At 57.9% G+C, this 15,001-nt stretch carries 17 protein-coding genes; 15 read left to right on the top strand and 2 right to left on the bottom strand.

Annotation, left to right across the window (positions count from 1 at the left end; genetic code table 11):
- Positions 1-12: 12 nt before the first annotated feature.
- The 12 genes from eutM (at position 13) to eutR (ending at position 11,435) form a co-directional block, all read left to right on the top strand.
- The gene (gene eutM / locus HVX64_RS16575; RefSeq protein WP_000387720.1) at positions 13-303 is read left to right on the top strand and encodes an ethanolamine utilization microcompartment protein EutM; all 291 of its coding nucleotides are present in this window, start codon (positions 13-15) and stop codon (positions 301-303) included.
- A 77-nt stretch (positions 304-380) separates the two neighbouring features.
- On the top strand, positions 381-668 hold the full coding sequence (gene eutN / locus HVX64_RS16570) for an ethanolamine utilization microcompartment protein EutN (protein ID WP_042317652.1): 288 nt from the start codon (positions 381-383) through the stop codon (positions 666-668).
- 11 nt (positions 669-679) lie between these two features.
- Positions 680-2,083: an aldehyde dehydrogenase family protein gene (locus tag HVX64_RS16565; RefSeq protein WP_042999883.1), complete on the top strand. Its 1,404-nt coding sequence runs from the start codon at positions 680-682 to the stop codon at positions 2,081-2,083.
- Between the two features lie 10 nt (positions 2,084-2,093).
- Positions 2,094-2,933 (top strand): ethanolamine utilization protein EutJ, encoded by an 840-nt coding sequence (eutJ, locus tag HVX64_RS16560; protein WP_044258360.1) that lies wholly within the window; start codon positions 2,094-2,096, stop codon positions 2,931-2,933.
- Positions 2,923-4,110, top strand: a complete 1,188-nt coding sequence (gene eutG / locus HVX64_RS16555; protein ID WP_181825061.1) for an ethanolamine utilization ethanol dehydrogenase EutG — start codon at positions 2,923-2,925, stop codon at positions 4,108-4,110. The genes eutJ and eutG overlap by 11 nt, the downstream gene beginning before the upstream one ends.
- A 123-nt stretch (positions 4,111-4,233) precedes the next feature.
- The gene (eutH, locus tag HVX64_RS16550) at positions 4,234-5,460 is read left to right on the top strand and encodes an ethanolamine utilization protein EutH (RefSeq protein WP_042999886.1); all 1,227 of its coding nucleotides are present in this window, start codon (positions 4,234-4,236) and stop codon (positions 5,458-5,460) included.
- Positions 5,457-6,860: an ethanolamine ammonia-lyase reactivating factor EutA gene (gene eutA / locus HVX64_RS16545; RefSeq protein WP_044258361.1), complete on the top strand. Its 1,404-nt coding sequence runs from the start codon at positions 5,457-5,459 to the stop codon at positions 6,858-6,860. Before eutH ends, eutA begins: the two co-directional genes overlap by 4 nt.
- 11 nt (positions 6,861-6,871) lie before the next feature.
- A complete protein-coding gene (gene eutB / locus HVX64_RS16540) occupies positions 6,872-8,233 on the top strand; it encodes an ethanolamine ammonia-lyase subunit alpha (protein ID WP_042999888.1) in 1,362 nt (453 codons plus the stop codon).
- Between the two features lie 20 nt (positions 8,234-8,253).
- Entirely contained in the window at positions 8,254-9,147 is an 894-nt protein-coding gene (eutC, locus tag HVX64_RS16535) for an ethanolamine ammonia-lyase subunit EutC (RefSeq protein ID WP_042999889.1), read from the top strand.
- A 9-nt stretch (positions 9,148-9,156) separates the two neighbouring features.
- Positions 9,157-9,816 (top strand): ethanolamine utilization microcompartment protein EutL, encoded by a 660-nt coding sequence (eutL, locus tag HVX64_RS16530; protein WP_042999890.1) that lies wholly within the window; start codon positions 9,157-9,159, stop codon positions 9,814-9,816.
- A 12-nt stretch (positions 9,817-9,828) separates the two neighbouring features.
- On the top strand, positions 9,829-10,335 hold the full coding sequence (gene eutK, locus HVX64_RS16525; RefSeq protein ID WP_044258365.1) for an ethanolamine utilization microcompartment protein EutK: 507 nt from the start codon (positions 9,829-9,831) through the stop codon (positions 10,333-10,335).
- Between the two features lie 47 nt (positions 10,336-10,382).
- Positions 10,383-11,435, top strand: a complete 1,053-nt coding sequence (gene eutR / locus HVX64_RS16520) for an HTH-type transcriptional regulator EutR (protein ID WP_042999892.1) — start codon at positions 10,383-10,385, stop codon at positions 11,433-11,435.
- Positions 11,436-11,492: 57 nt separating this feature from the next.
- On the opposite strand, the gene hemF is transcribed toward eutR, so the two are convergent.
- Together hemF and amiA are read right to left on the bottom strand one after the other, a co-directional pair.
- A complete protein-coding gene (hemF, locus tag HVX64_RS16515) occupies positions 11,493-12,392 on the bottom strand; it encodes an oxygen-dependent coproporphyrinogen oxidase (protein ID WP_044258368.1) in 900 nt (299 codons plus the stop codon).
- 2 nt (positions 12,393-12,394) lie between these two features.
- Positions 12,395-13,264: an N-acetylmuramoyl-L-alanine amidase AmiA gene (amiA, locus tag HVX64_RS16510; protein ID WP_042999894.1), complete on the bottom strand. Its 870-nt coding sequence runs from the start codon at positions 13,262-13,264 to the stop codon at positions 12,395-12,397.
- A 211-nt stretch (positions 13,265-13,475) separates the two neighbouring features.
- Here amiA and HVX64_RS16505 point away from each other — a divergent pair, with 211 nt between their 5' ends.
- From HVX64_RS16505 to HVX64_RS16495, 3 genes are read left to right on the top strand one after another with little or no spacing between them, the layout of a single operon-like run.
- Positions 13,476-13,901 carry a GNAT family acetyltransferase gene (locus tag HVX64_RS16505; protein ID WP_042317665.1) on the top strand — a complete coding sequence of 142 codons (426 nt, stop codon included), beginning with the start codon at positions 13,476-13,478 and terminating at the stop codon, positions 13,899-13,901.
- A complete protein-coding gene (locus tag HVX64_RS16500; RefSeq protein WP_044258369.1) occupies positions 13,888-14,337 on the top strand; it encodes a DUF2919 domain-containing protein in 450 nt (149 codons plus the stop codon). The genes HVX64_RS16505 and HVX64_RS16500 overlap by 14 nt, the downstream gene beginning before the upstream one ends.
- A 60-nt stretch (positions 14,338-14,397) precedes the next feature.
- On the top strand, positions 14,398-14,973 hold the full coding sequence (locus tag HVX64_RS16495) for an RpoE-regulated lipoprotein (RefSeq protein ID WP_044258372.1): 576 nt from the start codon (positions 14,398-14,400) through the stop codon (positions 14,971-14,973).
- Positions 14,974-15,001 lie beyond the last annotated feature (28 nt).

The raw sequence follows: 15,001 nt of genomic DNA, 5'->3' as shown, positions 1-15,001 counted from the left end.
GAGGAAAACACAATGGAAGCTTTAGGAATGATTGAAACCCGGGGCCTGGTTGCACTGATTGAGGCCTCTGATGCGATGGTAAAAGCCGCACGCGTGAAGCTGGTTGGTGTGAAACAGATTGGCGGCGGTCTGGTGACTGCGATGGTTCGTGGCGATGTCGCGGCCTGCAAAGCAGCAACAGATGCCGGTGCCGCAGCGGCACAGCGTATCGGCGAACTGGTCTCCGTTCACGTGATTCCGCGTCCGCATGGCGATCTGGAAGAAGTCTTCCCGATCAGCTTCAAAGGCGACAGCAACATCTAAGCAGGACTGGGGGCCGGATGGCGCTGCGCTTATCCGGCCTACAGGATCGCAGCACAACGTAACCCACGGAGGCGGGTATGAAACTGGCAGTCGTCACAGGACAAATCGTTTGTACCGTACGCCATCAGGGACTGGCACACGACAAATTGCTGATGGTGGAGATGATCGATGCCCAGGGAAATCCCGACGGGCAGTGTGCCGTCGCCATTGACAGCATCGGGGCGGGAACCGGGGAGTGGGTGCTGCTGGTTAGCGGCAGTTCTGCTCGCCAGGCGCATCGCAGCGAAGCGTCCCCTGTCGATCTGTGCGTGATTGGTATCGTCGATGAAGTGGTGGCTGGCGGTCAGGTGATATTCCACAAATAGGACTGAACATCATGAATCAACAGGATATTGAACAGGTGGTGAAAGCGGTACTGCTGAAAATGAAAGACAGCAGTCAACCCGCGACCGCCGTTCATGAAATGGGCGTCTTTGCCTCCCTGGATGATGCGGTGGCGGCAGCAAAAGTCGCTCAGCAGGGGCTGAAGAGCGTGGCGATGCGCCAGCTTGCCATTCACGCCATCCGTGAAGCGGGCGAAAAGCATGCCAAAGAATTAGCGGAACTTGCCGTCGCAGAGACCGGCATGGGACGCGTCGACGATAAATTTGCCAAAAATGTGGCACAGGCTCGCGGGACGCCGGGCGTGGAGTGCTTATCGCCGCAGGTACTCACCGGCGATAACGGCCTGACGCTGATCGAAAATGCGCCGTGGGGCGTCGTCGCCTCAGTGACGCCATCTACTAACCCGGCGGCGACGGTGATTAATAACGCCATCAGCCTGATTGCCGCGGGTAACAGCGTCGTGTTCGCTCCCCATCCGGCGGCGAAAGGCGTTTCACAACGCGCTATCACACTACTTAACCAGGCGGTGGTGGCGGCAGGTGGCCCGGAAAACCTGCTGGTGACCGTAGCGAACCCGGATATTGAAACTGCGCAGCGGTTGTTTAAGTACCCAGGCATTGGTCTGCTGGTCGTCACCGGCGGCGAAGCGGTGGTCGACGCTGCCCGCAAACACACCAATAAACGTCTGATTGCCGCCGGTGCCGGTAATCCGCCGGTGGTCGTCGATGAGACGGCGGATCTGGCGCGGGCTGCACAATCCATCGTCAAAGGCGCTTCTTTCGATAACAACATCATTTGCGCGGATGAAAAGGTACTGATTGTCGTCGATAGCGTGGCGGATGAGCTGATGCGCCTGATGGAAGGCCAGCAGGCAGTGAAACTGAGCGCCGCACAGGCCGAACAGCTCCAGCCGGTGCTGCTGAAAAATATCGATGAACGCGGCAAAGGCACTGTCAGTCGTGACTGGGTCGGACGCGACGCGGCAAAAATCGCCGCCGCCATTGGCCTGCAAGTTCCGCCGCAAACCCGTCTGCTGTTTGTTGAAACGTCAGCCACGCATCCTTTTGCCGTCACGGAACTGATGATGCCGGTTCTGCCGGTGGTGCGGGTGGCAAATGTCGACGAAGCGATTGCGCTGGCGGTGCAACTGGAAGGCGGCTGCCACCATACCGCTGCGATGCACTCACGCAACATCGACAACATGAACCGGATGGCGAACGCCATTGATACCAGCATCTTTGTCAAGAATGGACCGTGCATTGCCGGGCTGGGGCTGGGCGGTGAAGGCTGGACCACCATGACCATCACCACGCCAACCGGGGAAGGGGTGACCAGCGCGCGTACGTTTGTGCGTCTGCGTCGCTGTGTATTGGTGGATGCGTTTCGAATTGTATAAGGGATGAATGATGGCGCACGACGAAGAAAGTTGGCTCACGCCAAGACTGCAAAAAGCCGCTGACCTGTGTAATCAGGCGCCTGCGACGAGCGATTCCGCGCTGTGGCTGGGTGTTGATCTCGGCACCTGCGACGTGGTGTCGATGGTTGTCGACGGTGACGGACAGCCGGTCGCGGTGTGTCTTGACTGGGCTGACGTCGTGCGCGACGGCATCGTCTGGGATTTCTTCGGTGCGGTCACTATTGTGCGCCGCCATCTCGATACGCTCGAACAACAGCTCGGCAGCCGGTTTACCCACGCGGCGACGTCGTTCCCGCCGGGCACCGACCCGCGCATTTCCATCAACGTGCTGGAATCTGCCGGGCTGGAGGTCAGCCATGTGCTGGATGAACCAACCGCGGTCGCCGATCTGCTGCAACTGGATAACGCCGGTGTCGTGGATATCGGTGGCGGCACGACCGGGATCGCCATCGTCAAACAGGGCAAAGTGACGTACTCGGCGGATGAAGCGACGGGCGGCCACCACATTTCGCTGACGCTGGCCGGAAACCGGCGCATCGAGCTGGAAGAGGCCGAGCAGGTCAAGCGCAGCAACGCGCAGGAGATTTGGCCGGTGGTGAAACCGGTCTACGAGAAAATGGCGGAGATCGTTGCTCGTCATATCGAAGGACAAGAAATAGCCGATTTATGGCTGGCGGGCGGCTCTTGTATGCAACCGGGCGTAGAGGCGTTGTTTCGCCAGCGCTTTCCTGAACTCCAGGTACATCTGCCCCGGCATAGCCTGTTTATGACACCGCTGGCGATCGCCAACAGCGGGAGAGAGAAAGCGGAGGGAATCTATGCAAGCTGAATTGCAGACGGCGCTCTTTCAGGCATTCGATACCCTGAATCTGCAACGCATGAAAACGTTCAGCGTACCGCCGGTCACGCTGTGCGGGCTCGGGGCGCTCAGTTCCTGCGGACAGGAAGCGCAATCGCGAGGCTTAAGCCATCTGTTCGTGATGGTCGACAGTTTCCTGCATCAGGCGGGGATGACCGCGTCGTTAGAGCGCAGTCTGGCGATGAAAGGCGTGGCGATGACGGTCTGGCCGTGTCCGATGGGTGAGCCGTGCATCACCGACGTCTGCGCAGCGGTCGCCCAATTGCGCGAGTCAAAATGCGACGGCGTTGTTGCCTTTGGCGGCGGTTCGGTGCTGGATGCGGCAAAAGCTGTCGCCCTGCTGGTGACGAATCCACATCAGACGCTGGCCCAGATGACGGAATACAGCAGCTTACGCCCGCGACTGCCGTTGATTGCTGTCCCCACCACCGCCGGAACCGGATCGGAAACCACGAACGTAACGGTGATTATCGACGCGGCGACAGGACGCAAGCAGGTGCTGGCACATGCGACGCTGATGCCGGACGTGGCAATCCTTGATGCCGCGCTGACTGAAGGCGTACCGCCTCATGTGACGGCAATGACCGGGATTGATGCGCTGACGCACGCGGTTGAGGCATACAGCGCGCTGAATGCCTCGCCGTTTACCGACAGCCTGGCGATTGGCGCAATTGCAATGATTGGCAAATCGCTGCCGAAAGCGGTGGGCTACGGTCACGACCTCGCCGCACGGGAGAGCATGCTGCTGGCCTCCTGCATGGCAGGAATGACGTTTTCCAGCGCCGGGCTGGGGCTGTGTCATGCGATGGCGCATCAGCCTGGTGCCACATTGCACATTCCGCACGGCCAGGCGAACGCCATGCTGCTGCCAACGGTGATGGGCTTTAACCGTATGGTGTGTCGCGAACGCTTTAGCCATATCGGACGCGCCTTGACCAATAAGAAAGCAGACGATCGCGACGCTATCGCCGCCGTCAGCGAACTGATTGCGGAGGTGGGCCTGAACAAACGGCTCGCTGATGTCGGCGCAAAACCAGAACACTACAGCGTCTGGGCGCAAGCCGCGCTGGAGGATATTTGTATACGCAGCAACCCACGCACCGCCACGCAGAGCAACATTATCGAGTTGTACGCGGCGGCACAATAAAAGCATACCAGGACGTAGGCCAGATAAGGCGTTCGCGCCGCCATCCGGCAAAACGCGACATCATTGCCTGATGACGCTGCGCTTATCCGGTCTACGAAAACCCTGGCAAATGGAGATAAGGGTATGGGAATTAACGAAATCATCATGTACATCATGATGTTCTTTATGCTGATTGCCGCCGTGGACAGGATCCTGTCGCAGTTCGGCGGGTCGGCGCGTTTCCTCGGGAAGTTCGGCAAAAGTATTGAGGGATCCGGCGGTCAGTTCGAAGAAGGGTTTATGGCGATGGGCGCTCTGGGACTGGCGATGGTCGGTATGACCGCGCTGGCGCCGGTGTTAGCCAAACTGCTCGGGCCGGTGATTATTCCGCTGTATGAAATGCTTGGCGCGAACCCATCCATGTTCGCCGGAACGCTGCTGGCGTGCGATATGGGCGGCTTCTTCCTTGCCAAAGAGCTGGCGGGTGGCGACGTCGCGGCGTGGCTCTACTCGGGGTTGATTCTGGGGGCAATGATGGGGCCCACCATCGTGTTCTCTATCCCCGTTGCGCTGGGCATTATTGAGCCGTCTGACCGCCGTTATCTGGCGCTTGGGGTTCTGGCAGGCATTGTCACGATCCCTATCGGCTGTATTGCCGGTGGTCTGGTCGCGATGTATTCGGGCGTTGAGATCAACGGACAACCGGTCGAGTTCACCTTCGCGCTGATCCTGATGAACATGATCCCGGTGATTATCGTCGCCGTGCTGGTGGCGCTGGGGTTGAAATTCATCCCGGAAAAAATGATCAACGGCTTCCAGATCTTCGCCAAATTCCTCGTTGCGCTGATCACCATTGGTCTCGCCGCGGCAGTCATCAAGTTCCTGCTGGGCTGGGAGCTGATCCCCGGTCTCGACCCCATCTTTATGGCACCTGGCGACACCCCCGGTGAAGTGATGCGTGCCATTGAAGTGATCGGTTCTATCTCCTGCGTACTGCTCGGGGCGTATCCGATGGTGCTGTTACTGACCCGTTGGTTTGAGAAACCGCTGATGCGCGTCGGAAGCCTGTTGAAAATCAACAATATGGCAGCTGGCGGCATGGTGGCGACACTGGCGAATAACATCCCGATGTTCGGCATGATGAAGCAGATGGATACCCGCGGCAAAGTGATCAACTGCGCCTTCGCCGTCTCCGCAGCCTTCGCGCTGGGTGACCACTTAGGCTTCGCGGCGGCCAACATGAACGCCATGATCTTCCCGATGATTGTCGGCAAATTGATTGGCGGTGTTACGGCGATTGGCGTGGCCATGATGCTGGTGCCAAAAGATGAAAACGTTCCGGCAGAAACGGAAGTGGAGGCGCAATCGTGAACACGCGCCAGCTACTGAGCGTCGGTATCGATATCGGCACCACGACCACGCAGGTGATCTTCTCGCGCCTGGAACTGGTTAACCGTGCGGCAGTGTCGCAGGTGCCCCGTTACGAATTCATCAAACGCGACATTAGCTGGCAAAGCCCGGTCTTCTTTACCCCCGTCGATAAGCAGGGCGGGTTACGGGAGGACGACCTTAAAGCGCTGATCCTCGCGCAGTATCAGGCGGCGGGGATCGCGCCGGAATCGGTTGATTCAGGAGCCATCATCATCACCGGCGAGAGCGCGAAAACCCGCAACGCGCGCCCGGCGGTGATGACGCTCTCCCAGTCGCTCGGTGACTTTGTGGTTGCCAGTGCCGGACCGCATCTGGAATCGGTGATTGCCGGTCACGGCGCCGGGGCGCAAACCCTGTCTGAACAGCGGATGTGCCGGGTGCTGAACATCGACATCGGCGGCGGCACTTCGAACTATGCGCTGTTTGATGCCGGAAAGGTGAGCGGCACCGCCTGTCTGAACGTCGGCGGGCGTCTGCTGGAGACCGACGGTCAAGGGCGCGTCGTACATGCCCATCAACCCGGTCAGAAGATTGTCGATGAGGTATTCGGGGTGGGTACCGATGCCCGTTCACTGACCGTCGCGCAGTTAGGGCAGGTGGCGCAGCGGATGGCGAGTCTGATCGTAGAAGTGATCGACGGCGCGTTGTCGCCGCTGGCGCAAACGCTGATGCAAACCGGGTTACTGCCAGCGGACGCGAAGCCGGAGGTCATCACCCTGTCCGGCGGCGTGGGAGAGTGCTATCGCAATCTGCCTGCCGATCCGTTCTGCTTTTCTGATATTGGGCCGCTGCTGGCGACGGCGCTGCATGAGCATCCGCGTCTGCGTGCGATGAACGTGCAGTTTCCGGCGCAGACCGTGCGCGCTACGGTGATTGGCGCAGGGGCGCACACGCTGTCGCTCTCGGGCAGCACCATCTGGCTGGAAGGGGTTCAGTTGCCGCTGCGCAATCTGCCGGTGGCGATCCCGATGGATGACGCCGATCTGGTTGGCGCGTGGCAACAAGCGCTGACGCAGCTCGATCTGGATCCACAGACTGACGCATACGTACTGGCGCTTCCCGCCTCGCTACCGGTGCGTTACGCCGCATTACTTACGGTCATCGACGCGCTGCTGGCCTTCATCGCGCGTTACCCGAATCCGCATCCCCTGCTGGTGGTGGCCGAGCAGGACTTTGGTAAAGCGCTGGGCATGCTGTTGCGCCCACAGTTACAGCAACTCCCGCTGGCGGTCATTGACGAAGTGATTGTCCGGGCGGGCGACTATATCGACATTGGTACGCCTTTGTTTGGCGGATCGGTTGTGCCGGTGACGGTGAAATCACTCGCATTTCCTTCCTGAGGGAACGACTTATGAAACTAAAGACCACATTGTTCGGCAATGTTTATCAGTTTAAGGATGTAAAAGAGGTGCTGGCAAAAGCCAACGAACTGCGTTCGGGGGATGTGCTGGCCGGCGTCGCGGCGCAAAGCTCGCAGGAGCGTGTCGCGGCGAAACAGGTGTTGTCGGAAATGACGGTGGCGGATATTCGCAATAACCCGGTGATTTCCTATGAAGAGGATTGCGTCACACGCCTGATTCAGGACGATGTCAACGAAACGGCCTACAACCGCATTAAGAACTGGAGCATCAGCGAGCTGCGTGAGCATGTGCTGAGCGATGACACCTCGGTTGATGATATTGCCTTTACGCGTAAAGGACTGACCTCGGAAGTGGTGGCGGCAGTGGCGAAGATCTGCTCTAACGCCGATCTGATCTACGGCGGCAAGAAAATGCCGGTGATCAAAAAGGCCAACACCACGATCGGTATTCCGGGCACCTTCAGCTGTCGTCTGCAGCCGAACGATACTCGTGATGATGTGCAGAGTATTGCCGCGCAAATCTACGAAGGACTCTCTTTTGGTGCCGGCGATGCGGTGATTGGCGTCAACCCGGTGACCGACGATGTGGAGAACTTAAGCCGCGTACTGGACACGGTTTATGGGGTGATCGACAAGTTCAACATCCCGACCCAGGGCTGTGTGCTGGCGCACGTTACCACGCAGATTGAAGCGATCCGTCGCGGTGCGCCGGGTGGACTGATCTTCCAGAGTATCTGCGGCAGTGAAAAGGGCTTAAAAGAGTTCGGCGTAGAGCTGGCAATGCTGGACGAAGCGCGTGCGGTAGGGGCGGAGTTTAACCGGATCGCCGGAGAAAACTGCCTGTATTTCGAAACCGGACAGGGCTCGGCGCTTTCCGCCGGGGCGAACTTCGGGGCGGACCAGGTAACGATGGAAGCACGTAACTACGGCCTGGCGCGTCATTACGATCCATTCCTGGTGAACACCGTGGTGGGCTTTATCGGGCCGGAGTATCTCTACAATGACCGCCAGATTATTCGTGCCGGTCTGGAAGATCACTTTATGGGCAAGCTGAGCGGCATCTCGATGGGCTGTGACTGCTGCTACACCAACCATGCCGATGCCGATCAGAACCTCAACGAAAACCTGATGATTCTGCTCGCCACCGCGGGCTGTAACTACATCATGGGTATGCCGCTTGGCGACGACATCATGCTCAACTACCAGACCACCGCCTTCCACGATACGGCGACCGTACGCCAGTTGCTGAATCTGCGTCCGTCGCCGGAGTTTGAACGCTGGCTGGAAACGATGGGCATTATGGCAAACGGTCGCCTGACCAAACGGGCGGGCGATCCGTCACTGTTCTTCTGATGACGCGGGGATGACAAACAATGGATCAAAAACAGATTGAAGAAATTGTACGCAGCGTAATGGCGTCAATGGGACAGACACAGCCGCAGACCGCCGCCCCGTCGCAGTCCTGCGACAAACCTCAGTGTGCGGCACCGTCGACTACAGAGAGCTGCGCGCTGGATCTGGGCTCCGCTGAAGCAAAAGCCTGGATTGGCGTGGAGAACCCGCATCGCGCAGAGGTGCTGACCGAACTGCGGCGCAGTACCGCAGCGCGCGTTTGCACCGGGCGTGCCGGTCCGCGTCCACGCACTCAGGCGCTGCTGCGTTTTCTCGCCGACCACTCACGCTCAAAAGACACTGTACTGAAAGAGGTGCCGGAAGAGTGGGTGAAAGCGCAGGGACTGCTGGAAGTGCGTTCGGAAATCAGCGACAAAAATCTCTACCTGACGCGCCCGGATATGGGCCGCCGTTTGAGTCAGGAAGCCATAGAGGCGCTGAAATCGCAGTGCGTCGCAAATCCGGATGTTCAGGTGGTGGTGTCTGACGGCCTGTCTACCGATGCGATCACCGCGAACTATGAAGAGATCCTGCCCCCGCTGCTGTCCGGTCTGAAGCAGGCCGGACTGAAGGTCGGGACACCGTTCTTTGTCCGCTATGGCCGCGTGAAGATTGAAGACCAGATCGGCGAGATCCTCGGAGCGAAAGTGGTGATTCTGCTGGTCGGTGAACGTCCAGGACTGGGGCAGTCGGAGAGTCTCTCCTGCTACGCGGTCTATTCACCGCGTGTGGCGACGACGGTGGAGGCCGACCGTACCTGTATTTCCAACATCCACCAGGGCGGTACGCCGCCGGTAGAAGCCGCTGCTGTCATCGTGGATTTGGCCAAACGCATGCTGGAGCAGAAAGCGTCCGGCATCAACATGACCCGTTAAGGAGGCATCATGCCAGCATTAGATTTGATTCGACCGTCGGTCAGCGCGATGCGCGTGATTGCTTCCGTGAACGACGGGTTTGCACGCGAACTTAAATTACCGTCGCATATACGTAGCCTCGGTCTCATCACGGCAGATTCTGATGACGTGACGTATATTGCCGCAGACGAAGCGACAAAACAGGCGATGGTTGAAGTGGTGTATGGCCGTTCGCTGTACGCCGGGGCGGCCCATGGGCCATCGCCGACAGCCGGTGAAGTGTTGATTATGTTGGGCGGTCCAAACCCGGCGGAAGTGCGCGCCGGGCTGGATGCGATGGTGGCGCATATCGAAGGCGGCGCGGCGTTCCAGTGGGCGAACGATGCGGAAAACACCGCGTTCCTGGCGCATGTGGTGTCGCGTACCGGCTCTTATCTGTCGTCAACGGCAGGGATCGCGCTGGGCGATCCGCTGGCTTATCTGGTGGCACCGCCGCTGGAAGCAACGTATGGCATTGATGCGGCAATGAAATCCGCCGATGTTCAACTGGTGACCTACGTGCCGCCTCCGTCAGAAACTAACTACTCGGCGGCGTTTTTGACCGGTAGCCAGGCTGCCTGTAAAGCTGCCTGTAATGCCTTTGCCGATGCGGTTCTGGACATCGCCCGTAATCCTGTTCAGCGCGCGTAATGGAGGTCATCAATGATCAATGCACTGGGGTTACTGGAAGTGGAGGGCATGGTTGCCGCCGTGGACGCGTCGGATGCCATGCTGAAGGCGGCTAATGTCAACCTGCTGAGTCATGAAGTGCTTGACCCGGGCAAAGTGACGCTGGTGGTGGAAGGCGATCTGGCGGCGTGTCGTGCGGCGCTGGATGCCGGAAGCGCCGCAGCACAGCGGACAGGCCGCGTCATCAGCCGCAAAGAAATTGGTCGGCCAGAAGACGACACCCAGTGGCTGATCGGCGGATTTAAGCGCGCGTCGAAATCCCCTGAGCAGAAGATAGCGCCGAAGCCTGAAGCACCTGTACGGTCTGAATACGCCGACGCGCTGCTGGCGCAGCTCGCTACAGCGCGTCAGGGAATGACGGCAGGAGAGGTCGCCGCGCACTTTGGCTGGCCGCTTGAAGAGGCCAGAAACGCACTGGAACAGCTCTTCACTGACGGGGCGTTGCGTAAACGCAGTAGTCGCTATCGCTTAAAAAATTAACCTGTCGGAGGGCCGGGCGTCTTACCAGGCGTCCGGCATAAAAGATCATGAAAAAGACCCGTTCAGCCAGTTTGCACCATCTTTATCATGAAGCGTTACCCGAAGACGTTAAACTCACGCCAAAGGTGGAAGTGGACAACGTTCACCAGCGGCGGACCACGGATGTTTATGAGCACGCCCTGACCATCACTGCCTGGCAGCAGATTTACGATCAACTGCATCCGGGGAAGTTTCATGGTGAATTCACGGAAATCTTGCTCGATGACATTCAGGTTTTTCGCGAATACACCGGACTGGCGCTGCGTCAGTCATGCCTGGTGTGGCCGAATTCGTTCTGGTTTGGCATTCCGGCCACGCGGGGCGAGCAGGGATTTATTGGCGCACAGTGTCTCGGCAGCGCCGAGATTGCGACCCGCCCGGGCGGTACGGAGTTCGAGCTGAGCACGCCGGATGATTACACGATTCTCGGGGTAGTGATTTCAGAGGATGTGATTTCCCGTCAGGCACAGTTTTTACATAATCCGGAAAGGGTGCTGCATATGCTGCGCAACCAGTCGGCGCTGGAGGTCAAAGAGCAGCACAAGGCGGCGCTGTGGGGCTTTGTCCAGCAGGCGCTGGCGACTTTTAGCGAGAACCCGGAGAATCTTCATCAACCCGCAGTGCGTAAGGTGCTGGGGGATAATCTGTTGTTGGCGATGGGCATGATGCTGGAGGACGCGCATCCTATCAACTCGGCGGAGAGTATCAGCCACCAGGGCTACCGCAAACTGCTCTCCCGGGCGCGTGAGTATGTGCTGGAAAATATGTCGGAGCCGCTGACGGTACTCGACCTCTGCAACCAGCTTCACGTCAGCCGTCGTACGTTGCAGAATGCATTTCACGCCATTTTGGGGATTGGACCGAATGCGTGGCTGAAAAGGATCCGCCTGAATGCGGTGCGACGGGAATTAATCAGCCCGTGGTCGCAGAGTACCACGGTCAAGGATGCGGCAATGCAGTGGGGGTTCTGGCATTTAGGGCAGTTCGCCACCGACTACCAGCAATTGTTTGCCGAGAAGCCGTCGCTGACGTTGCACCAGCGTATGCGCCAGTGGATGTGATGAACGCAGGCTGCAATGGATTGTAGGCCTGGTAAGGCGTAAGCCGCCATCAGGCAATTACACCCACTCACGCACCTGAATAAAATCGCTGAGAGCGGCCTCCGGGCTGCCAGCGTCCGGCTGCCAGTCGTATTCCCAACGCACCAGCGGCGGCATCGACATCAGGATGGATTCTGTGCGCCCGCCGGTCTGAAGCCCAAACAGGGTGCCACGATCCCACACCAGATTAAACTCCACGTAACGACCGCGACGATAGAGCTGGAAGTTACGCTCACGTTCACCCCAGTTCATCGCCTTGCGGCGCTCAACGATCGGCAGATACGCCTCGGTATAGCCTTCGCCGACGGCCTGCATGAAGGCGAAACAGTGGGCAAAATCCGGCGTGTTCAGATCGTCAAAAAACAGCCCGCCGATGCCACGCTGCTCGTTGCGATGTTTGAGGAAGAAATAGTCATCGCACCACTTTTTGTAACGTGGATAGACATCGTCGCCAAACGGCTGACACAGATCGCGCGCGGTGCGATGCCAGTGAATGGCGTCTTCTTCAAAGCCGTAGTAGGGCGTTAAGTCAAAACCGCCGCCAAACCACCAGACCGGGTCGGCACCCGGCTTTTCGGCAATAAAAAAACGCACGTTGGCATGGCTGGTGGGAATATAAGGGTTAAGCGGGTGCACGACCAGCGACACGCCCATCGCTTCAAAACTGCGTCCTGCCAGTTCCGGGCGATGGGCCGTGGCCGATGCTGGCATGGCGTCACCGTGTACGTGAGAAAAATTGACGCCAGCCTGTTCGAAGATGCCGCCGTTACGCAGCACCCGACTCCGTCCGCCGCCGCCCGCGTCACGCTGCCAGCTATCTTCGACAAACTCCGCACCGTCAATGGCGGTGAGCTGCTGGCAAATGGCATTCTGCAAGTTCAGCAGGAACTGTTTTACGCGTAGAGCATCGGGTTTCATGATTACCGTTTCTTCGAATGGGCTTTCTGATTATCAAACCAATGGAAATAGCTGATCACACCATTAGCGATGGCGGTGGCGATCTTCTGACGAAATGCCGTGGTGCCCAGCAGTCGCTCCTCTTCCGGATTGGTGATGAACGAGGTTTCAACCAGTACCGACGGGATTGACGGTGATTTTAGCACCACAAACGCCGCCTGTTCCGTATTCCGGCTGTGCAGTTTATGTACCGGTTTGATCTTCCTGAGAATATGTGACCCCAGCGTCAGGCTGTTTTTGATGGTATCCGTCTGTACCAGGTCAAAGAGCACCTGTTGCAACAGGTGATCCTTGTCGGTCGTTTTCTTACCGGCGACTTCGTCGGCGCGGTTTTCGCGGTCGGAAAGGTATTTCGCCATGGCGCTACTGGCCCCGCGATTGGAGAGGGCAAACACCGACGCGCCCGCCGCACTGGGATTGGTAAAGCCGTCCGCGTGGATTGACATAAACAGATCCGCGCCGTGCTTGTGGGCGATTTCGACGCGGTCGTACAGGGGAATAAAGGTATCGCCCGAACGCGTCAGGCGGCAGTCGATCCCCTGACTGCGTAAAATGGAACGCACATTTTTCGCTATCGCCAGCACAACATGCTTTTCTTTGGAGCCGTTGCGGCCAATGGCTCCGGTGTCGATACCGCCGTGGCCCGGGTCCAGCACGACAATGCGCTTGCCACCTGATTTTTTCGTGGCAGGCTGACTGTGACCATTGCTGGTTTTCAGTGGGGCTTCTTTGGCTGTGGCGTTCGCCATCCCTGTTAATGTCAGTGCCGCCAGTCCGGCTTTCAGCACCTGGCGGCGCGATGTGAGAGTTTTTAGCGGTTTAAAAGTGCTCATACGGCCTGAGTTGTAAAAAAAAGAGTCCTGATGTTATATCGTATCGCGTAATCCGTTACGACGCTTGATGTTGAGAATTGTTTTACTTTTCATTTCAATACGTGACAATCCGCTATTATGCCATTTTTTCCGCCGTTTCGCGTCAGATATTGGCTAAATGGGGCGTTCGCGCCATAATCGGAGTTTTAACCTTGAAAAGGGCCTCAATACCATGGAGATACGCGTTTTTCGCCAGGAAGATTTCGAAGAGGTGATCACCCTCTGGGAGCGCTGCGATTTGTTGCGTCCGTGGAATGACCCGGAAATGGATATCGAGCGGAAGGTGAACCATGACGTTAGCCTGTTTCTCGTTGCGGAAGTAAACGGGGAAGTGGTAGGGACGGTGATGGGCGGCTACGACGGTCATCGCGGATCGGCCTATTATCTTGGCGTGCACCCGGAATTTCGCGGTCGCGGCATCGCCAATGCGCTGCTTAACCGGCTTGAGAAAAAACTCATTGCGCGCGGTTGCCCGAAGATTCAGATCATGGTGCGTGAAGATAACGACGTGGTGTTGGGGATGTATGAGCGACTCGGCTATGAGCATTCCGACGTGCTGTGTCTCGGAAAACGCCTGATCGAAGATGAAGAATATTGAGTTTCATCCTGCAGATTACGACGGCCACGGCCATTTGCGTCTGCCCTTTTTGTTCTGGCTTGTGCTGCTGCTTCAGGCGCGGACCTGGGTGCTGTTTGTGATCGCCGGTTCTTCTCGCGAGCAGGGTACTGCGCTGCTGAATCTGTTTTATCCCGATCACGACAACTTTTGGCTGGGGCTGCTACCCGGCATTCCTGCCGTGCTCGCATTTTTACTGAGCGGGCGACGTTACACTTTTCCGCGTTTATGGCAGGCATTGCGACTGCTATTGATTGTTGCGCAGGTGGTCCTGCTCTGTTGGCAGCCCGTTCTCTGGTTCAATGGCGATCCTGTCAATGGCGCGGGTCTGGCGCTGGTGGTGGCGGATATCGTGGCACTTTTGTGGCTATTGACCAACCGACGGATGCGCGCCTGTTTTACTCTGGAGAAAGAATAACGGAACTTTTTGGTGAAGCCGGACTCCAGGTAACGTTGATCATTAATGAAAGGAAGTGAGATGAAATCGCTGCGTGTAGTGTTATGTGCTATGCCGCTGGTGCTGACCGGCTGTTCGACGCTGTCGTCGGTAAACTGGTCTGCCGCCAATCCGTGGAACTGGTTTGGTTCATCGACAGAAGTAACCGAACAGGGCGTTGGCGCACTCACGGCATCGACGCCGCTAAATGAACAGGCCATTGCCGATGCGCTGGACGGCGACTATCGCCTGCGCAGTGGCATGAAGACCGAGAATGGCAATGTGGTGCGCTTTTTCGAAGCCATGAACGGCGACAAGGTGGCGATGGTCATTCACGGCGAGCAGGGAAACATCAGCCGCATTGATGTCCTGGATAGCGGGATTCCTTCCAGCGCGGGCGTTGAAATTGGCACACCGTTTAGCGACCTCTACAGCAAAGCGTTCGGCAATTGTCAGCCTGCCAGCCACGCTGAGCAGAGCGCAGTAGAATGTAAAGCCGAAGGCAGTCAACACATCAGCTATCTCTTTACCGGTGAATGGAAGGGGCCTGAAGGGTTAATGCCGCCGGACGATACGCTGAAAGCGTGGAAAGTGAGCAAAATTATCTGGCGTCGTTAATTTGCGTCTGAACAAACCCTCGAACGTA

The sequence above is a fragment of the Citrobacter sp. RHB20-C16 genome (assembly GCF_013890155.1).
In the GTDB taxonomy this organism is placed as follows: domain Bacteria; phylum Pseudomonadota; class Gammaproteobacteria; order Enterobacterales; family Enterobacteriaceae; genus Citrobacter_A; species Citrobacter_A amalonaticus.
The sequence above is the reverse complement of the archived record's forward strand: the minus strand, read 5'-3'. Positions and strand labels throughout refer to the sequence as shown.